17 protein-coding genes are annotated in these 19629 nt (G+C 39.6%); 2 read left to right on the top strand and 15 right to left on the bottom strand.

Annotation, left to right across the window (positions count from 1 at the left end; translation table 11 throughout):
* Positions 1-28: 28 nt before the first annotated feature.
* From CLV81_RS16240 to CLV81_RS16200, 9 genes are all read right to left on the bottom strand, one after another.
* A complete protein-coding gene (locus CLV81_RS16240) occupies positions 29-949 on the bottom strand; it encodes a helix-turn-helix domain-containing protein (protein WP_245912066.1) in 921 nt (306 codons plus the stop codon).
* Complete coding sequence (locus CLV81_RS16235; RefSeq protein WP_106146371.1) at positions 924-1340, bottom strand: nuclear transport factor 2 family protein; 417 nt, start codon at positions 1338-1340, stop codon at positions 924-926. The genes CLV81_RS16240 and CLV81_RS16235 overlap by 26 nt, the downstream gene beginning before the upstream one ends.
* 88 nt (positions 1341-1428) lie before the next feature.
* The gene (locus CLV81_RS16230; RefSeq protein WP_211298017.1) at positions 1429-1893 is read right to left on the bottom strand and encodes a YHS domain-containing (seleno)protein; all 465 of its coding nucleotides are present in this window, start codon (positions 1891-1893) and stop codon (positions 1429-1431) included.
* Between the two features lie 28 nt (positions 1894-1921).
* Positions 1922-2470 (bottom strand): carboxymuconolactone decarboxylase family protein, encoded by a 549-nt coding sequence (locus tag CLV81_RS16225; RefSeq protein WP_106147656.1) that lies wholly within the window; start codon positions 2468-2470, stop codon positions 1922-1924.
* A 333-nt stretch (positions 2471-2803) separates the two neighbouring features.
* Complete coding sequence (mog, locus tag CLV81_RS16220) at positions 2804-3337, bottom strand: molybdopterin adenylyltransferase (protein ID WP_106146369.1); 534 nt, start codon at positions 3335-3337, stop codon at positions 2804-2806.
* 46 nt (positions 3338-3383) lie between these two features.
* The gene (locus tag CLV81_RS16215) at positions 3384-5786 is read right to left on the bottom strand and encodes a penicillin acylase family protein (protein WP_106146367.1); all 2403 of its coding nucleotides are present in this window, start codon (positions 5784-5786) and stop codon (positions 3384-3386) included.
* A gap of 153 nt (positions 5787-5939) precedes the next feature.
* The gene (locus tag CLV81_RS16210; RefSeq protein WP_106146365.1) at positions 5940-6413 is read right to left on the bottom strand and encodes an MORN repeat-containing protein; all 474 of its coding nucleotides are present in this window, start codon (positions 6411-6413) and stop codon (positions 5940-5942) included.
* Between the two features lie 359 nt (positions 6414-6772).
* Entirely contained in the window at positions 6773-7552 is a 780-nt protein-coding gene (locus CLV81_RS16205) for a hypothetical protein (RefSeq protein ID WP_106146363.1), read from the bottom strand.
* 255 nt (positions 7553-7807) lie between these two features.
* Positions 7808-9799 (bottom strand): serine hydrolase, encoded by a 1992-nt coding sequence (locus tag CLV81_RS16200; RefSeq protein WP_106146361.1) that lies wholly within the window; start codon positions 9797-9799, stop codon positions 7808-7810.
* A gap of 239 nt (positions 9800-10038) precedes the next feature.
* Between CLV81_RS16200 and CLV81_RS16195 the strand changes: the two genes are divergently transcribed.
* Together CLV81_RS16195 and CLV81_RS16190 are read left to right on the top strand one after the other, a co-directional pair.
* Complete coding sequence (locus CLV81_RS16195) at positions 10039-11028, top strand: sensor histidine kinase (protein WP_106146359.1); 990 nt, start codon at positions 10039-10041, stop codon at positions 11026-11028.
* Between the two features lie 5 nt (positions 11029-11033).
* On the top strand, positions 11034-11726 hold the full coding sequence (locus CLV81_RS16190) for a LytR/AlgR family response regulator transcription factor (protein ID WP_106146357.1): 693 nt from the start codon (positions 11034-11036) through the stop codon (positions 11724-11726).
* Positions 11727-11769: 43 nt separating this feature from the next.
* Here CLV81_RS16190 and CLV81_RS16185 read toward each other — a convergent pair whose 3' ends face one another.
* From CLV81_RS16185 to CLV81_RS16165, 6 genes are all read right to left on the bottom strand, one after another.
* Positions 11770-13092, bottom strand: a complete 1323-nt coding sequence (locus CLV81_RS16185; protein WP_158259139.1) for a vanadium-dependent haloperoxidase — start codon at positions 13090-13092, stop codon at positions 11770-11772.
* 29 nt (positions 13093-13121) lie between these two features.
* Positions 13122-13691 carry a DUF7486 family protein gene (locus CLV81_RS16180; RefSeq protein ID WP_106146354.1) on the bottom strand — a complete coding sequence of 190 codons (570 nt, stop codon included), beginning with the start codon at positions 13689-13691 and terminating at the stop codon, positions 13122-13124.
* A 98-nt stretch (positions 13692-13789) separates the two neighbouring features.
* On the bottom strand, positions 13790-14146 hold the full coding sequence (locus CLV81_RS16175; RefSeq protein WP_106146353.1) for a hypothetical protein: 357 nt from the start codon (positions 14144-14146) through the stop codon (positions 13790-13792).
* Positions 14139-14780 (bottom strand): penicillin acylase family protein, encoded by a 642-nt coding sequence (locus CLV81_RS20875; protein ID WP_281258010.1) that lies wholly within the window; start codon positions 14778-14780, stop codon positions 14139-14141. The genes CLV81_RS16175 and CLV81_RS20875 overlap by 8 nt, the downstream gene beginning before the upstream one ends.
* A complete protein-coding gene (locus CLV81_RS16170) occupies positions 14755-16560 on the bottom strand; it encodes a penicillin acylase family protein (RefSeq protein WP_281258009.1) in 1806 nt (601 codons plus the stop codon). The genes CLV81_RS20875 and CLV81_RS16170 overlap by 26 nt, the downstream gene beginning before the upstream one ends.
* 31 nt (positions 16561-16591) lie before the next feature.
* A complete protein-coding gene (locus tag CLV81_RS16165) occupies positions 16592-19627 on the bottom strand; it encodes a VPS10 domain-containing protein (protein WP_106146351.1) in 3036 nt (1011 codons plus the stop codon).
* Positions 19628-19629 lie beyond the last annotated feature (2 nt).

Genomic DNA, 19629 nt, shown 5'->3' with positions numbered 1-19629 from the left:
CAGAAATCCGGTTAAGAGGAATGTTAAACTATGCGTTAGCTCTGGCAAAGCCCACGGTATCCCTGTAAAATTTTGGCGAAATATCCACATTGTTCTTGAAGAAGCGGCTGAAATAGTATTCGTCCTCATACCCCAGCTCATAAGCAATCTGTTTAACCGATTTGTCCGTTAGGTACAGTTCACGCTTGGCCTCTATAATAATGCGCTCCGATATGAGATTCGTCATCGTTTTATTAAAGTGCGACTTCGCAATTTTGGCCAAAGCCTTTGGACTGATGTTCAACATCTCCGCGTAATCCCCAGCCGAGTGCTTAGACTTAAAGTACTGTTCAATAAGATTCTTAAGTTTTTGGAGTACAAAAGGGCCTTCATCCTCTTCGACCGAATCAGTGACTTCGGGTTGTTGCTTAGCCTTAATCCTGGAAGCTGAGATAAGAAAAATCTTTAGATAGGATACCAAGAGCTCATACTGGGCCATTCCAGCCGTATTTATCCCGTTGTACATCTGTTCGAACAGTCCGTCAAACTCCCTTTTAGCCATTTCATCGACCTTCAAAAAAGGGGAATTGTAAATATTGTTGAAAAGTACACCATTGCATGCCACTTGCTGATGATGCTTGTGGATACAGAAGAAATCGGGATGGAAATTCAAAACAGTCCCTTTCAAAGGGACTTCCTCAATAAACATGAAGGGTTGATATGGGGTCAGAGCGAAAAGGGTATCTGGTTCGAAATTGTATTCTACCATATCAATTTTCGCTTTGCCCCTGCCCTCTCGTATCCAAACTATGGAATAATAATTCAAACGCTGTATGTGGTCAAACTGGGAATTGTCCTCAAAATTGGAAAGCTTGAAAGCTAGATTCCCGGTCTGTTCGTTCACAAGGGTATTTGTATTAAAAACATCCATAGTACTAAGATAGTTATAACCTTCTTTCTTTTTCTTCAATCGGCAAGTCATTGATGCTGGCGTAGCGTTTTCTCATCAGGCCGTTTTCATCAAATTCCCAATTCTCATTCCCATAAGCTCTGAACCATTGACCTTCTGCGTTACGGAACTCATACTCGAATCGGACCGCTATCCTGTTGTCAGAAAAGGCCCATAACTCCTTTTTCAACTTATAGTCATTTTCCTTATTCCATTTATCGCTCAGGAATGCAACCACCTCTTCTCTTCCATTGATGAATTGTGAACGGTTGCGCCACTCGGTGTCCACAGTATAGGCTTTGGAGACCTTGTCAGGGTCTTGGCTGTTCCAAGCGTCCTCTGCCAGTTGTACTTTTTCCCTTGCTGTCTCTTCATTGAAGGGAGGTAGTGGAAATTTCTTTTCAATTGCCATGTCTTTCTATTTTATTTTTTAAAAACAAAAGGGCTGACCCAGACTTTAAACACAGGTCGGCCCTTACCTTATATTTATGAAGGCACTATTACTGGTTCTTAACGGTTGGCCAATATTTATGTGCAGCGGTTTTTAACTCGGTAGTACGGTTGTTCCAGTCAAGGATGGTCTCGAAACGCTCTCCCTGGAAGGGCGCATTAAAAAAGAGGTATAGTTTGCCATCTACAATGTCATAGGACTCCGGGTCGATGGGAAACTTAGCCTGCTTGGCACCCACACCCCATGCACAGTAACCATCGAACTGGGGTAGGTATTTTTCTGGTGCTTCTTGGAATGCATCCCTGTTCTCTTTTGTAAAAAAGTAATAGGTAACCTCTTTATGTTTGGCAGAAAAGCCCTCGAAACCGCGCTTTGGTCCGTCTTTAAAATAGGATACTACATCGTATCCGCCTATGGCAACACCGTTGCCGTCCACTGGATCAATCTGGGCCTCTGCGGTTGTTCCGAAGATAAGGGCCACTGTAAACATCATAATAAATCTTAAATTTTTCATTTTTCTATTTTTTAAGTTAAAGAATTTTTTAAATGGTAGCAACGGCTTCCACAACGGGAAAATCGATTACGGTATCAGCCGTGTTGTTGAAATAGTTGGTAAAAACATTAAGCGCAACATGTGCCACAATCTCCCCTACTTCTCCTTCGGTATACCCGGCAGCCTTAACAGCTTCTATATCCTCATCTGAAACCTGTCCGCGTTTGGCCACCAAAACTTGTGCAAAAGCCAGTGCAGCTTGAATTTTGGTATCCCTGTTTTTACCTTCACGTGCTTGTTCCAAGGAATCAGCGTCTATCCTTACCAATTTTTCACCAATAAACGAATGGGCCGATAAGCAGTAGTTACATTGATTGGCCTCAGCTACGGTCAAGGCAATAAGCTCTCCCAGTTTACTGCCAAGGCTTCCTTTTCCAAGGGCTCCGCTTAAATTAAGGTAGCCTTCCAATACAGCAGAAGAGTTTCCCATGGTACGCATCATGTTGGGCACCATACCCAGTTTGGATTGGATTCCATTAAAAAGTTCTTTGGTTTTTCCAGTCGCTACTTCCGGATTAAGCGCATTCAAACGTGTCATATCTTTAAGTTTTAAATTGTTCGTCATTATCGACACAACAAAGGTGCAACTCAGTTCATCTCGAATGAATGGACATTTTACGCAAGTGGATGGACAATTTTCCCGGAACGCCTAAAAAGTGGTAAAATGGATATAGAAATACTTATCCAGATGGATACTAAAGACAATCTAGATACCAACTTTGCTTGAGTTAAATCTTAGGTTTGAATAATTACTTTTGCAAAGAGTAACTTTTTGGTTTGACTATACGAAAGGGGAAAAAGATTAAGAACAATGTTTTCCACCAAGTAGAAATGAATTTAAAAAACAAGGTAACGTCCTTGATCTATGTATTCACCGCTGGCCAGGTCTAAATACCTTCATTTCCTCAGGATTTGATTCCAAATAAGGTCCGCCAATCAAATCAATACAATATGGAATAGCTGGAAATACGGCTTCAAGACATTCTCGAATGGATTTTGGTTTGCCTGGTAAGTTCAAAATCAAAGTTTTCCCACGAATTCCAGCGGTCTGACGTGAGAGAATTGCAGTGGGTACATATTGTAAACTTACCTGTCGCATCTGCTCGCCAAACCCAGGTAGTAGTTTTTCACAGACGGCTATGGTTGCTTCAGGGGTCACATCCCGTACGGCCGGTCCTGTACCACCTGTTGTAACTACTAGACAACAGTTCTGATTATCGGTCATGTTAATCAATTCCTTTTCCAGTAAACTTTGCTCATCTGGAATAACCGCGTACTCCGCTTCCCATAAACTGGTTAACCAAAGGTTTAGAAGTCGTTTTACTTCTTTTCCAGGTAAGTCTTCATATTCTCCACGACTGGCACGGTCCGACACATTTATAATACCAATTTTTATTTTTTCCAACTATACTTGATTTTTGAGTTTAACAGACGTACAAATGTGCATCAATTTATTGTTTCTCTACAGGAATCAGTTTTGTAATTTTCACGGCAACCGAATCAATTTTATTACGGGAATAATACACGGGAAAGTATTCATCATTTGCCCAGGGCTCAAACAAATTGTCATAAAACTCGCTATCTGGATTGCCGGATTGTCCAGGTCCATTTGAGCCCAAAGCAGCATCCCAATCACCAGTGTTCACAATTATGCGAAAAGAAGCGCCACTACTTTGTCTTAAGTTACTTCCAGTGGAACCTGGTGTATAAGCATTCCCCCCACGAGGCAGAGGCCCAAGATTTAGTCTTGATTTCATCGAGTCGTTTACAGCATTGCTTAAGGCATGCTGGATATAAGTATGTTTGAAATCTTTTTGTCCATATTGCCAGAGGTTCATGTCCTCTCCTAGCCTTTTTTGCAAGTCTTCTACCCCATTGTAAAAAGCGTTGCTTAAGAATTCGTTCCTGCCGAGTATAGGATTTTGTCCAAACCTCACATCAGGAGCTTTTAGCCATTCCATGATACGAGCCAATTGGATCCCTGGAACAATGCCTTTTCCTTCCTTAGGTATGAACTGTTCATTCGCCAAATCCTTAATTTGATTTTCCCAAGCGACATAAATGGCTGCAGGAATTGAATTAGCTTCCAGTTTATAATCCCAGTTAGCCAATCTTTCTTTTGCCTCTTCAGCGACTCCTGTAAAAACCAGTTGTTCCAACATTGGAACCAAAGTGCGCGCTGGAATGGAGAGATAGTCGGTTTGTAGGGCCTTCATATCTTCCATTGTCAATTTTTTCTCTGAATCCAATACTTCATTCACTCTGTCTCCGCGATAGGGATCGGACCATGAGTAACCAATGGCATCCCAATGGTTATAGCTTTCAGGGGTGACATTTTGGTTGGCTGTTGCCAGATATCCTTTGGCAGGATTGTACTCATTTGGCTTTTCAATTATGGGTAAATAGCCTTCCCATTCATAGCTTCCATCACCCGGAACAGGAACAAGACCACTGAAATTTCTACGAATCGGAGCAATCCCAACGGCCTGCCAACCTATATTTCCTTCTTTATCCGCCCATATCATATTTTCCCCTGGTATATGGCTATAGTTACAAGCTTCTCGAAATTCCTCCCAGGATTTTGCTTGATCCATACGCAAAGAAGCCAAATAAGGTGACCCTCCAGGTTCCAACCATGCGCAACGTACTGCATAAGCCACATGATTTATGCTGTCAATATGAGTTACAGGTCCATGTTGAGTATAAAACAAGTGTGCAGTATGATTTTCCTTTCCTTTAACTTTTATGTTTTCAGTTATGCTTGTCATATCCACCCACTCCCCTTTGTATTTGTATTGATGGGGATTGTTGGGATTAATATCGTAGACATACAAATCTTCACCATCCGTTCTAAATACAGTAAGTCCCCAGGCTCCATATTCATTATGTCCGATTGAAATTCCCGGAATCTCAGGTTCTCCCCCTCCAATAACATTCCATCCTGGTGCGACTAAATGCGCCATATAACGTAGCGAAGGAACAGCTATGGTTCTATGTGGGTCATTGGCCATATAACTTTTTCCATCTGCCATACGATTGCCAGTAATAACCCAATTATTACTACCTATGCTATACATGTCGTTTTTGTCCTCATATGCAGAGGCTACAGTTTCCGCTACTTTATTGTTTTGAAAGTTTGGGACAACATCATCTTTGGTAAATTTCACAGGTTTTCGGTAGGCATTATATAATGCTAAAATATCATCCGATAGCAAGTCCGTATTAATTTTGGAATCTATCGTTAAATTAGGTTCCTTGGGATGGAACCAGTATAAATCCTTGACCTTTTCCGCACTTAACTTAGCTACAGCCTGTCCAATTTGCAATTCTTGACCTATATTTCCCAAAAGTCCCTGATGTCTTGAAATTACTACGTCAGGGGTCCACTTTTGGGGTTCAATACCCAGAATTTTAAACTCAATCGGTAGTTTTTCAGGAGTTTTGAGAATTGTTTCTATATAGGCGTTGACGCCGTTGGTGTATGCAGTGATTAACTCAGCGCCATCCTCATGGTAATAATTCATTTCAGTGATCATGTCGCCTCTGAACTTAAACAAACGCGTACCGATATCCCGTTTTAACTCCTTTTCTCCAAGAATTTCTGCAACGGTCCCAGTTGCTTGTCTTCTCCAGATTTCAAATTGAAAAAGTCGGTCTGCTGCTGCCGCATAACCCTGTGCAAAAAACAAATCGTGCTGGTTCTTGGCATAAATATGATTAATGCCCCATTCATCCCTTACAATCTCAACGGGTTCTTTTAACCCATCTGCAGGTAGATTGAATTCCGAGTTAGTCTTAGAATTATTACAGGAAGTAAAAAGGATGACCAATAATAGCGTAATTGCTTGTCTCATTATACTGGTGTTTGGATATTTTGACTCTTCTAAAACTACAGATTAATTCTGCAGGTTTTGCAAAAAATTTGAATCCAAAATTCCAATTGACAAATGAGTCTAGCAATAGGTGAGATAAGAGTAAATTACGCTAAAACGAAATGCAGCTTGATTTTAGCTTTTCCTTTTCTTTTCTCCAATGAACTCATCATTTTCCCAATATCCTTTTTGTACTAGAGCCCCCTTCTGATCAAAGACTTTCCCTCGTCCATTTCGCTGATCGGCCTTCCACTTTCCACCCCATTTACTCCCATCGGTCTCTATCATCGTTCCTCTTCCATGTCGGGCATTATTTTGAAAACCGCCTTCGTAACGACTCCCATCAGGCCATGTGTAGGTTCCGTTACCCGAAATAATGTCTCCAAACAAGGAACCGGAATATTTGGCACCATCAAACCAAACAATAATTCCTTTGACCATACTTCCATCTTTCACTTCGACATCAAAATAAACCTCTTTTTCTACGAACTTGTGCCAACCATCTGGTAAGTACTTTACCTGATTCTCGTATATCATATTTATTTTTTGAGCGGAAAGATGTATGGTCGCGCTAACTAAAATGATAGAAACCAAAATGAATTGCCTCATTACCTAATTTTGGCTTTTGGTCGACAATCCTTCTATTTGCTTACTATTAAATTTATTCGAATAGTTTTAAAATTAGGTTGCTAGTCATATTAAAAAATGGGATATAAGCTCTACAGTAACTGCTAGAAGCTCATCAACCTAACGATAGCAGTGGTAATAACCTCTAAATCTAGGTGTACCACAACATTTATCATTTACCTTGATTTAAAGCCATCATTCACCACTTAACCACATGGTGCGAAGTGATTCAAAGGATTTATACAGCTTAATAAAAGCTAGATTTGAACTTAGTTTGAAGTTTTACTATTTATTAAGCGTTAGTTAAACGTACCTATTGTTGTATCCTAAAGTCTATCGCATTATTGTTTATATGCTATATCCCTATCAATAGAATTGGCAAAATCAAAAATCTGGAGCAAATCTTTTTCATATTTGATGTTTAAAGACTTTTTCTTGATGAGTGCTGCCACTTGGATTTTCTCACTTTCATCAAAGAAATCTATCAATTTAGATTTCTTACTAGGCACAAGGCTTGCAATATTGGTAGCAAGGTCCATTACGTAAAGTTCGGTACGCAGTACAAACTTACTTGGAACATCGAGCATAAGTGAATTAGCTGCCTTTTTTCCCTCTTTATAGGTTATTAGAGGTCTTTCCATGAGTTGATATCTGCCTCCGTCGCTTTTAGTCACTAAGTACTCTTCAAGCCTATTTCCTTTTTTATCAATAAACGCCACAAGCCTCATCTCATTTTGATTGTTAAAAACAAACCTTAGCATTTTATCATTAACCAACGCCTTTGCTACTTCCTCAGTGGAATTCGTTTTTTTGATTTCGATTTCTTTGTTGTAGCCGTTGTATCTGGCGTAAAAAGTGCCTAAACGTTCTTCCCCATAAAACAGTGAACCCTTTTGAAAAGCTTCAACTACATATGGACTTCCAAGAATATTCGAAAGCTGTGTGGTTGACACCTGGGCGTTTGTTGATTTTAAATCAGCAAAAGTGAAAAAATTGGAAACATTCCTCGTTTCTGTATAACCAACAACACTAGCTTCGCAAGCTGCATGAACTGTTCCCTGTGCATAAATGGCACTTCCACCAAAAATGGCAAGAAATGCAAAGACTATTAAATTTTTCATTGTAAGTTGTTTTGAATTAGCGACTTGCATAAAATTAAGCGTTTGTTCCCGTAATCATTCTTGAAACCTTAATTATTTACTAAAAAATCTGTTTTTTTGTTGAATCACCAATTCAAACAATTTAAGCATAACTATTTTTAATAATAGCACTCTTTTATTGTTTATTCCTAAAATCTTTTAACATTCTCTTTGAAAATAGTACTATCCTATTCAATAAAGAACATATTTTCTCCAAAAGATTTCAATTTGGAATCCCTACAAAAAAGCTGGGATAATACGCTCGGCCATCAACTGCAGGGTCTTGTTTTCATTGTCATGTGCAGTTACTACTACCAATAGGTCAAGTTCATCTATGAGGATAATATACTGTCCTCCTCCACCCTGTGCCGATCTGCAGAAATAGGTTTTGTCGCCAACTTTTAGATCTGCGCTCCACCAATAAAATCCATAACCTTGCTTGGAGACGTCCTTACCGCCACCGTAAACGTCATCGTCACCAGTCAATAGTATTCTACTGAGAGCTTTATCGATAAATTCTTTTGAAACAAGCTGTTCGCCCTCCCATTTACCGCGGTTCATGGTCAACATTCCCCACTTTACCATATTGCGGGAGGTCATACTGGTCCGCCATCCAGCCTCAGGTAGACCACTGGGAGCTGTTTGCCATTTGTAGTTGGTAATTCCTAGTTTGTCCAATAGCTCTGTTTTGATAAAATCTTCAGCTGACCCTGGCACAACAGCTTCAATTACCTGCATTATCAAATCGGGACCTGTACCATATACAAATTTTTGGGTGTCAGGAGTGATAGGCGCACTATGCTCAAGAATTGTCTGCACCAGCTGTTGCCCTTGTATCTGGCTTGGGTCCTTCTTAAAGGCTTCCCATTGTTCATCCGGGATACTTATTCCGGTACTCATAGTCAATGCCTTTTCCAAAGTTATGAGTTCAGTACCTTTAACAAATCTTGACGAATCCAATTCCTTAAGAAAACTGACCAATGGCTTTTCTAAATCTGCCATAGTTAAGAATCCCATTTGTATGGCCCGGCCAAGAGCTAAAGAGGTATAGGCCTTAGTAGCTGACGCTTGAGGGTGAGGTTGATTTATACGACCACGAGAGTAATAGGATTCAAAAATTAATTTATCTTTTTGATAAATTAGGAAGCTATCAAAAAAACCATGCTTTTTATCTGAGATTTCTTCTGCTACCTCTTGTATCATTTTCTTATCCCCACCATCAATCCCTACTTCGCCTACTTCAATACCATCGTTTTTATCTTCGGGAGTTGCGTTAAGGAAAGCTTTGTTGATTTGTGGTGTATCAAAGAAAGGAAGTTCATCTGAATGGTTTGAAACATGACTCATTATTGTTGTTAACCATGCTACACTTCGTACAGCAGTCATGGGGAAAGCTGTTTGATGATTACCTTCAATAACTTCTTTTTGTAAAGATAAACCTCTGTCCCGTCTACCTTTAAGAACTCCTACTAACCCTTGGATAGGCTCAACCATTTCACTTTCCTGGGTTCCATAAGAAAGAAAAACATTGGCATGTAAACTATTATCCTCATCTGATGAAATTGAATCCAACTTGGTGTTGAGTTCTGCGAGGTAAGGAACTTCATTTTTTATAGATGGACTTCCAATGATGTAATTATCAAAGGTATCGGGTTTGCTCAGTAGCACATAAGAACCAAATTCACCACCCAATGAGTAACCGAAATAGGTACGACTGCGTGAATCAGCTCTATAATTACCTTCAATGTATTTTATAACATTGTTCCGGATGAAGTCGAGATGTTTATTGGCTTGACCAAGTTGGTATTTGTTTTGGATTTCTGGCTTTTTTGATTCCTGCATGCTATAATCCCGGAAACGACTCACATGTTCCCCGACCTCTTCTTTTAGGTCTTGGCTGCTATTTTTTTGCCAGGATATTCCAACCAGGATAATATCTTCCAGCATGTATTCAGTGGAAGCGGACAATATTTCAAGATGCCATATTGCATCAGTGAAATAAAGGACAGGATAGAGTTTGTCGGGATTTTTTGAATACGATTCCGGCAATTTTACATACAATTCATAGTCCCTTCGCAATTCCGAATCCTTTATGGGTATTACCTTGAAATGTTTTGCTTCTAAAGAAGGCCATTCCCTATTATGGGTCTTTGCTTTTATCTCTTGCTTCTGTGCAAAAGTGGTATGTGCAAAAATCATTATCAGCACTACCAATCGGGTTGTTCTCATAAATATCTTCTTTTAATGGAATTTCGTGTTGTTATTCTGCTAAGTCCTGACACCTAGCTGGCTTTGTTATTTAGCCGTTGGATAAATGTATTGGAGAATTCGTGTCGGAAGTTTTAATCAGGACAAAAGCGGGAATTAAGTGACGAAACGATTTCATAATTGATATCTGGCTTTCGTAAGAAATTATGGGAACTCCTATTTAGACGTAGTACCTTTATAAAATTTTAATTGATGCTTTTATGTTCAAAAGGTCTTTGAAGAATACCGTACTGATCAATGTTGGTGCATTCTTGCTCGTGACCCTTCTTGAAATTTTAAGCATTTGGACGGTCAAAGACAAATTTGATACCGATCTTTCCTTTTACCTGCATGGCATTAATTATGCTACCATTATAATGGTCATTATTTGGGTGAATCATTTTGTTCTCATTCCTTATTTCTTGGATAAGCGACACTATTCAGTATATGGCCTACTCCTCATTGGAAGCATTTTTTTAGGCTCATATGTTAAGGGATATGAAAAAGGATGGGAGGTGGTTTCCAAATTCTTTTTCTTTCTCATTTATACTACAGGAACTGGAATGGCTGCATTTCTTTTGCGAAGGAACATCATTACCAAAAGGGAAACAGATGAAAGAGAAAAATTACACAGGGAAATAGAACTTAATTATTTAAAGGAACAGGTAAATCCGCACTTTTTATTCAATTCTTTGAACAGTATTTATTCCCTTTCCAGACAAGAATCGCCGGAAACTCCCATGGTGGTCATGCAGCTTTCTGAGTTGATGCGATATCAACTTGAAAGTGCTAAAAAAGATACGGTTTTATTAAAAGAAGAACTTGAGTTCATAGAAAACTATTTACTACTTGAAGAAAAAAGACTCAGTAATCGCTGTGCCATTGAATTCGTCATTGGAGGCGATTTGTTGGACTATGCGATTGCCCCAATGTTGTTAATTCCATTTGTTGAAAATGCCATAAAACATGGAGCCCAGAGTACAAATGAACAGAGTGCCATTGATATTTCAGCCTCCATGAAAAAAAACAAACTTCAATTTTCTGTATATAATTCCAAACCTAGAATAGTCTCTGAATCCAAAAGAGCAGGAATGGGATTGGAAAATGTGGAACGACGTTTAAATCTCCTGTATCCCAATTCCCATGTTTTAGAGATTCAAGATTCGGAAAAAGCATATTTAGTGAACTTAACCATTACCCTTAAAGCTTAAAGTAAATGATTAAGGTAGGTATTATAGATGACGAAATATTAGCTCGTAAAGTCATAGAAGAGTATTGTGCCAAGATTGACAGTTTTACTATAGTGCTTAGTACCGGAAACCCAATTGAATTTATCAACTTCGTCCAACAGAATGAGGTGGACCTAATTTTTTTGGACATAGAAATGCCTGAACTTAATGGGATGGAAATTCTCAGTTCCCTTGTAAAACCACCAAAGGTAATTTTAACGACGGCGTATTCAGAATATGCCCTGGAAAGTTATAATTACGGTGTTGTTGATTATCTATTGAAACCCATAAAAATTGAGCGCTTTTTGAAAGCTATAAACCGAGTTTCAGCTTCTCAATTAGTTCCCGCCAAAAAACATCATAAAAGTGAAGAACTTCAAATAAAACATGACGGTCTTCCTGTTAATGTTCCATTTGATACGATTCTGTATATCCAAAGTTTTGGGAACTATTTGAAAATCTTTACGGATTCAAGAATGTACCTGATATCAGAAACACTAATCAATATTTCTACCCTATTAACGGAAAATTTCCAGCGTACACATAAGTCATACATTGCTAATTTGCATAGAGTTGCCAAAGCCACCAGAACACATTTGGTCATTGAAAACAACAAAGTTCCAATAAGTACGACCTATAAGGTTATCGTTTCAAAAAAAATGGAAGACTTGTCAAATTGATTTACTTAACAGAACAGAATCATCAATAGTTGTTTCGATTTTTCTATTCAGTAAAGACCTTTATTACCTGTTGCCCCACTTGATAGCCTACTTGCAATCCCACTTCATTATCGGTACGAAAATGTACACCTCCCTCAAAGCGTGATTCTGAACACTCTTTCGCAAGTTCATAAAACAACGACTCATCCTGAGGAAACAAAAAAGATAGTACCTTGGAAATAGACCCAGCAACAGTTGTATGTCCGGCAGGATAACCGGGGAAGTTTGGGGTGTCAACCAAAATAGGTTTAAAAGAAATATCGTACTGAAAAGGTCTGATTCCCCAATAATGGTATTTCCCATCCCAGGCGGCAATGATACCATCGAAGCGTGCCGTGTGAAAAACGGCGTTTGCAAATGCAGCTTCTAACGGGTCCAGGCCGAATTCCAAAATCTTACGTTCAATCAGTCGATCCCAAATGGGCTCACTTTTCCATTTCCAGGCTATTTCACTTGTTTGATTTTCCGCATTGAATCGCCTAAGCTCTTCCATATCTGAAGACCAGTCTGTAGGAGGTGGACTTGGTCTGAATTGATTGGGTTGAACGAGTGTGAGTGGTTTCCATTGTCTTTTCATGGGGTCCCAAGGGCCAGGATTGCCTGACCAGAGACTGTCTGCTTTTGGCACACTGCCTTCCCAGCGCCGGTTTGTTCCATCGCTCTTGGCATATTCAATATACTGTTTGGCGATTTTTCTACCGATTTCCAATCCCTTTTCAATATCAGAAAGAAATTGAATTCCAGTGGCTAGACGAGCAGATTTGAAAGCAGTAAGACTGCTATCTAGCAATTCTTTTTGTTCTGGAAAATAATGTCCTATCACCCTATGCGCCGCCCCAGCTGCTGCGCTCCATTCACAAATAAAAGCAGAGAAGTCCTGTTCCTTTCCAAGTTTCTTTATTTTGGAATCGTACTGGTAAGGTGCTTTCTGGGAATGAGCCTTTTTATGTTTCCAAACTTCCACCATCGCATCATAGATTGCAAGATGCATGATGGCCACCCGCCCTCCGTTTTTATGGCCTTTATGATTTCGGCTAACTTGCATTAAAAGTTGATGCCAGCGGTAAGCGGGATAAGAACCATTCCAATATCGTATGAACCATAAATCATCTTTACCGATTTTCTTTTGAGCATCAATTATTCCTGAAATTTCGTCTAGAAGAATTTCCTCATTTATTGGTGAAAAACGCTCCTGAAGTTCAAATTTGAAGGAATCATGTGAGGAAAAGTCTATTTGCCCTACCCCCACTTGCGGTATCATCAGTAAGAACGTAATACAGAAAGCGGATAGGAAAAATGTGGAGAAAAACTTAATTGATGAATTCATTGGGAGCTAATAATTATTTGTAAAACACATTAATACTGTTCTAGAGATTTTACATGGGCGAATATTTTTACTCCATGGATAACCGCCTCAACATCCTCACTAAACATTTTTAAACCTTTCACATGATTCACTCCGTGGTTTGGAGAGATGGAAATTACATCGTGTTGCTTTTGCTCCTTGTCTATGGCTCTCACCTCTATCAAGTTACCCATTCTGCTCACACCTTTAACGTTAAATACTTCCCCGTTTTTACCAATCGCCTTTACATCCAATATTCTACCTTCATAATCAATGGCTTTAACAGGATAATATGTATCGTTTTCACTTATAATCATTTTTATGGGTAAAGTTTGCCCGTTTACTAGGGCTTTGACACTTAAAAGGCTAATGTCATGAGAGTCTTGTATGGCCTTTACATCGTAATAGGTACCATCTTTATCAATGGCCTTGATGTCCAATAATTGTGCTTCTGGGAAAACCGCTTTTATGTGCCAATAGATTATGTTTTCTTCTGTGGAAACTTGTGCCTGTACACAGGTAAGGAAGAAGAAAAAAACTAACAATCCTATATGTTTTAAAGTTGTTAAGACGCGTTCCATAGATTTCATATTTAGCACTTTAAATCAATAGTATATATAATCTTGATTCTCAAAATGATAAAAATCAGAACTCAAAAATGTGCCCTACCATAGCCTCCTTAAGCTTTGTCATTAAATGCGACAATCTGTTTTCCGAAGATAGCGGCGATTCCCGCTGCCAATCCTCCTATTATACCAGTAATCAAAATCAATAAGTATGGATTACCCCCTATTTGTAATAATTGAGATATTTTTCTTGCTAGGGTAAAATCATTGGCATTGCTCAGCACGAAACAGTAAACAGCCCAAAATAGAAATATGCTTGAAAAAGGGACAAAAAACACGGCCGCTTTTTTCAGAGGTATGAAAAGCGACGTTACCAAAGCAGCTGTCATAATGGACCACCAAGGCAGAAAGATTGAAAATACCGCAGCTAACACAATAGTAGCTAAGAAGTTGATAACGTTCTTATTCATTACTTACTGGTTTTAAGGTTTGTGTACCTATAATTGAACTATCTGCTTTGTTGGATTGTAAAAAGTTCAGATTATGGTATTTGCCTGCGGCCCAATGATCAGTAAAATTGTCATAGTATTGACTACCAGGATTACCTGATTGTCCTCCAGGGTATATTCCTAAAGCAGTGGGTGGTGTGGTCATTTCTACTATCATCCTCCATGAAGGACCATGATTTTTTGAAGTGGCATTGACAATATTGCGATCGCCACCTATGGGAATATCGAATCTTGAAAAAGCAGGTAAGGCCTGTAGTAAATGGCCTAAATAGGTGCCCTTGTAATTACCCCATGCATAATCTCCATCTTCCTTCTTAATCTCGTTTAACCGTTTTGTGGCTTCCTTAAAAGCGATAAGAAATAGGTCTTTTGCCGTCTCGGTCTTGTCCTCGGTTGATACAATATCCATGAACTCATGGTCACCATGGTTCTTTAATAAATAAATGGTCTGGTAGGTAAATGGTGAAGTCAATGCAGTGTTCTCATCATCAAATTCATCCCAAAGGGTATTGTACAATTCACCATACCATTGTCGCCATATGCTTGGTCCTACTTCGTCTATGTCATTTTTAAAGTTCCAAGCTAATTTCACCATAAATTGCTTTTTCGTCCTCAGATAGGGATGAAATATCCATATGTTCCAACATATATGGAACGAGTTCTTCTGCCTTAAGATTATGGGTATTGTTATGTAAATCCTTAAAATCTTGAACACTAAATTTTTCCTTGGAATTAAAATACGTATTAATGACACGATTTCTGTACGTTTCATAACCATCGTTGAAAACGTAATAAGGATAGTTCTCATCCACAGGATGTTGATTGGCCGAGCTTACAAAACCCCGTTCTGGGTTTTTGGTATGTGCATTGAATTTCTGTGGGATATAGGACTGCCAATCGTGTTCTGGGTTACTTCCGTCCATTAAAAACTTACCCTGACCTTCCCATTTATTTGGGAATTTTCCTTGTATCCATAGGGCAATATCACCCTCCGTTGAAGCAAAAACAAAGTTTTGTGCTGGTGCATTCCAATATTGCAGAGCACTGATGTAATCATTATAGTTTTTAGCCTTGTTCAGTTCTATGAACGTTTTCTGATTATTGCCCCCATCATGGCCTATCCATCTCATCGCATAACCTGCATGCTCATTATCGGATTTGAAGTTTTTATCATACACAACTGGGCCATGATGCGTATACAACACAGAATCCTTATAATTTTCTTTGCCTTTTATCCTGATATCCTCTACCCTTACGATAACATCTTTCCATTGGCCATCATATTTGTATTGCGAACGATTGTCATTAAGTTCTATTTTGTACCAATCAATCACATCTCTAGTAGCATTGGTTTCTCCCCAAGCGATGTTTTGATTAAAACCAGAAATTACGCTCAAAGCACCAGGAATTGTGGCACCAAACGCATTGTGTTCAGGGGTACTCAATTGCATGACAAACCAAGTGGAAGGTAGTTTAAGTCCCAAATGTGGATCATTCGCCAATATTGGATTGCCTGTAACCGACTTTTCGCCTGAAATCGCCCAATTATTGCTGCCGTTATCTGGGTTTGGTTTTTCAATGGTTTCAACAATGGTATCAAGAACAGCTTTGCTCTCCGGTAATTCTGTTTGGGGAACGTCAATAAAACTCCAGTCAGTGTCTTTAGGGATTACTGGGTCAGTGCTATCAAAGAAATCAGGAAAAAGTAAATTGAAATTCTCCTCTCCGATGAGCCTCAGCACATTGGTATATTCAAGATCATCATCATAGCCAGCCAACAGTTTGGTCATGTACATCAACAACAGAGCCGTTTTTTTAGGTGACCAAGCTTCGGGTTCGTAGTCCAAAAGTTTGTATTCTACGGGATAATCTTCTGGATTGAGCTGATTAATGTATGCATTTACCCCATCTGCATAGTCTTGAACAAACCTCAAAGTCTCTGTATCATGTTGTTCCATATATGCAATAGCTTGTTCTGCCCCGTAACCCATGCCACGTCTACGCTCCGTTCGGTCATACTCCAATGCTCCCTCACCAAATATTTCGGATAAACGGCCTGCTGCGGCATGAGTTTGAAACTCTAATTGCCAAAGGCGGTGTTTAGCGGTTAAATAGCCCTGGGCTTTATACAGGTCATGTTCATTTTCTGCAAAAACATGGGGAATCATCAATTCATCATAGTGAACAGTAACCTTACTTATTAAACCTGGAATAGTTACTTCACCGTTTATGGATTCATCGCTTTCATTCTGCCAAATGCCAGAACTGGGATTTAAAAACTTACCCAATGGTGGAATGGAGCCAAGTTTTGTATTTAAGGCATAAAAAATTCCAGCGGTGAGTACAAATGAAATAAGAAGTTTGATGTATTTCATATCGTAATTTATGTAAGTAGTATCTCTTTTTTTATTGAACCGCGTTTTTAATTTTCATCAAATCCGTTTTCAGTTCATCGTAGCGATCTAATACATCTCTGCCGATAACCTGGTCTGCACTATTGACCATATAATTGATATATGATATTTGAGCCACCAACATCTGTTGGGGATAAGCCCCCTTATCATTTTTTAATTGTGTAAGTGCAGCATTTATCTTTTCCAATCTTGCAGAATTCGTTTTATTCTTATCGTCCTCTAATTTTTTAACCTCTTTTTCCAACCTATCTTGTAGTTGCCGTGCTTCCGATAGCAAAGTCAATACTTTTTGTTGCATTTCGTGTTGCTTGGTTAACAACTCCATGGTAATACCGTCTGCTTCTACTCTAGGGTCCATTATAACTTCAAAATCTTGTGTCATACTTTTATCGCCCACAGTAATCCTGGCTGTATACTTCCCGGGTGGAACCATCGGTCCATTTTTGTAGCGTTTCTTTGCATCTTTATCCCATGGTCCTTTTTCACGTAAATCCCATTCAAATCGATTCAACCCTTTTTTAGCTTCCAACTTTTTGTTGACATACCGAAACGTGGCACTTAAGTTCATGTCCTCCTCCTCACTTGCTGATGACTTCACTGAGGAACTGTCATTTAAGATGGTAACAATGGGCTTTTTATTGACATCCAAAATCTCTAGTTGCAATCCTTCAGTAGCTTTGGGCAAATAATAATCAATAAACACTGTTGTTCTTGGATATTTGGGAAATGACCCACCTGAACGCACCTTAGGATACCTGTAGCGGATGGTATTGTCCGGTTTAAACAGGTGGGGGGTCTCTTCTGATGAAGTAATAGCGCCGTCGCGCAATGAGGTGATGTTGTCTAAAATCCAAAACCCACGCCCCATTGTGCTAAGTATCATGTCTCCCCTGAAAATCTTGATATCAGTAATTGGGGTAACAGGAAGGTTTTGTTGAAAAGACTGCCATGTTTTTCCATCGTTTAACGAAACATACACACCGTATTCCGTGCCTGCATACAACAAACCAGGTTTAACGGGGTCTTCACGTAAGACTCGTGTTGTGTAATCATTGGGAATACCATTTGAGTCAGTACTCAACAGTGTCCAACTGGCGCCATAATCCGTTGTTTTATATAGATAAGGTTTGGCATCCCCCAATAAGTGTCTGTCAACGGCGATATAGGCAGTAGCCATATCGTGATATGAGGGTGCTATGGATTCTACCCTACCCCCTTTTGGTAATTTCTTTGGAGTTACGTTCTCCCAAGTTTTGCCACCATCTTTCGTCACAGAAACAACACCATCATTGGAACCTGTCCAAATTAGTCCTTCTTTTAAGGTGGATTCCCGAATGGAATAGAGTGTGCTGTAATACTCCTCTCCTGTTATATCACGTGTTATTGGACTACCTGAAATCACCTGCTTATCTGCTTCAAAAGCCGTTAAATCTGGCGAAATGGTCTCCCATTCATACCCATCAGAATCCGTTTTGTGCAAGAATTGAGAACCATGATATACTACATCGGCATTGTGTGGCGATACATGAACTGGTGCAACACGCTGAAAACGATATTTCAAATCCTTCGGATTGTGTCCATAGATGTTACTTGCACCAACATAGTAGCTCTTTTCTACTCCTGTCAACTTGTTGAATACCCCAAAACGCCCTTTGCAGTTTGCATAGACAATATTGTGATTTCCAGGTTTGGGAACAGCAGGACCTGTTTCACAACCTCCGGTATTAATGACCCAAGCTGAACCAGGGTTTTGGACCCCGCTGGGTGGAAAACTGGGTACCGCAATAGTTGTATAATTATCTTGTTGCCCCGCATACAGCCAATAGGGATATTGGTCGTCCACTTCCACTTGATAAAGTTCGGCTGTAGGTTGGTTAAACTGGGTGGACCAAGTTTTACCTCCATTGAAACTTACATTCGCACCCCCGTCATTGGCCTGAATCAATAACCGAGGATTATTGGGATTCAACCAAATGTCGTGATTATCCCCGTGGGGTACGCTCATTTCTTTCCAAGTTTTTCCCCCATCAGTAGATTTGATAAGTGGATTGGCATTAGAATATACAATATCGGGGTTGGTAGGGTCCAATTCTACATTGGTATAGTAAAAAGGTCGATTTACTAAACGAATATCATCGGAAACGTGTTTAAATGATTTTCCTTGATTGACCGATTTGTACAGCCCTTGTTCACCTTCTGGAGCTTCAACAACAGCATAAATAATACTGGAGTTAACTGAAGATACAGCTAAATCGATTTTGCCGATGGTGTCCTTGGGGAGACCTTTTTCGAGTTTTGTCCAATCCTTGCCCCCATTCACGGATTTGTATATGCCTCCCTCCTTTTTGGTGCCTCCTGAGATAATGGTCCACGGCTTACGTTCCGCTTTCCAAGCCGCTGCATACACTACATTGGGATTTCCCGGTAACAATTCAATATCCGCAAACCCAACTTTATCAGAAATGAATAGCACCTTTTCCCAGTTTTCGCCTCCATCGGTGGTTTTATATACGCCTCTTTCGGGATTACTTTTAAAGGCATTCCCAATGGCTGCTACCCAGACTACATTACTATTTGTGGGGTCTATTTCCACTGCCCCTATTTGGCCGACATTTTTCAATCCGATATGCTCCCATGTTTTACCTGCATCAATCGATTTGTATACACCCTTACCACTAATGACATTGCTTCGTAACCCATCCGAACCTGTACCCACGTACACAATGTTGGGGTCATTTTCAGCTACTTGAATAGCTCCTATGGATGGAGTATCAAAAAAACCATCAGAAACATTTTTCCAAGTAGTTCCATAGTCCTCAGATTTCCAAACGCCACCTCCAGAAGCCCCCAAGTAAAAAGTTCCCGGAATAGTGGCAACTCCTGTTACCGTAGTGACTCTACCGCCTCGAGCTGGCCCAACCGTGCGATATTTTAGAGCTTCAAAGTTTTGAGAGAACAGACTCGTTCCAAAAGCAAGAAAAGAGAATAAGAGCAATCTTAAATTTAGAGGTAATTTCTTCTCAGTCATAT

Source organism: Flagellimonas meridianipacifica, assembly GCF_003001695.1.
Classification (GTDB): Bacteria; Bacteroidota; Bacteroidia; order Flavobacteriales; family Flavobacteriaceae; genus Flagellimonas; species Flagellimonas meridianipacifica.
The sequence above is the reverse complement of the archived record's forward strand: the minus strand, read 5'-3'. Positions and strand labels throughout refer to the sequence as shown.

Bases quoted from the DNA above. Each gene is read 5' to 3' on its own strand.
- CLV81_RS16230 (WP_211298017.1), bottom strand. From the start codon at position 1,893: ATGAAAAATTTAAGATTTATTATGATGTTTACAGTGGCCCTTATCTTC.
- CLV81_RS16185 (WP_158259139.1), bottom strand. From the start codon at position 13,092: ATGAATTCATCAATTAAGTTTTTCTCCACATTTTTCCTATCCGCTTTC.
- CLV81_RS20875 (WP_281258010.1), bottom strand. From the start codon at position 14,780: ATGGTGAAATTAGCTTGGAACTTTAAAAATGACATAGACGAAGTAGGA.
- CLV81_RS16195 (WP_106146359.1), top strand. From the start codon at position 10,039: ATGTTCAAAAGGTCTTTGAAGAATACCGTACTGATCAATGTTGGTGCA.
- CLV81_RS16190 (WP_106146357.1), top strand. From the start codon at position 11,034: ATGATTAAGGTAGGTATTATAGATGACGAAATATTAGCTCGTAAAGTC.
- CLV81_RS16180 (WP_106146354.1), bottom strand. From the start codon at position 13,691: ATGGAACGCGTCTTAACAACTTTAAAACATATAGGATTGTTAGTTTTT.
- CLV81_RS16205 (WP_106146363.1), bottom strand. From the start codon at position 7,552: ATGAAAAATTTAATAGTCTTTGCATTTCTTGCCATTTTTGGTGGAAGT.
- CLV81_RS16235 (WP_106146371.1), bottom strand. From the start codon at position 1,340: ATGGCAATTGAAAAGAAATTTCCACTACCTCCCTTCAATGAAGAGACA.
- CLV81_RS16165 (WP_106146351.1), bottom strand. From the start codon at position 19,627: ATGACTGAGAAGAAATTACCTCTAAATTTAAGATTGCTCTTATTCTCT.
- CLV81_RS16215 (WP_106146367.1), bottom strand. From the start codon at position 5,786: ATGAGACAAGCAATTACGCTATTATTGGTCATCCTTTTTACTTCCTGT.
- CLV81_RS16170 (WP_281258009.1), bottom strand. From the start codon at position 16,560: ATGAAATACATCAAACTTCTTATTTCATTTGTACTCACCGCTGGAATT.
- CLV81_RS16225 (WP_106147656.1), bottom strand. From the start codon at position 2,470: ATGACACGTTTGAATGCGCTTAATCCGGAAGTAGCGACTGGAAAAACC.
- CLV81_RS16200 (WP_106146361.1), bottom strand. From the start codon at position 9,799: ATGAGAACAACCCGATTGGTAGTGCTGATAATGATTTTTGCACATACC.
- CLV81_RS16210 (WP_106146365.1), bottom strand. From the start codon at position 6,413: ATGAGGCAATTCATTTTGGTTTCTATCATTTTAGTTAGCGCGACCATA.
- CLV81_RS16175 (WP_106146353.1), bottom strand. From the start codon at position 14,146: ATGAATAAGAACGTTATCAACTTCTTAGCTACTATTGTGTTAGCTGCG.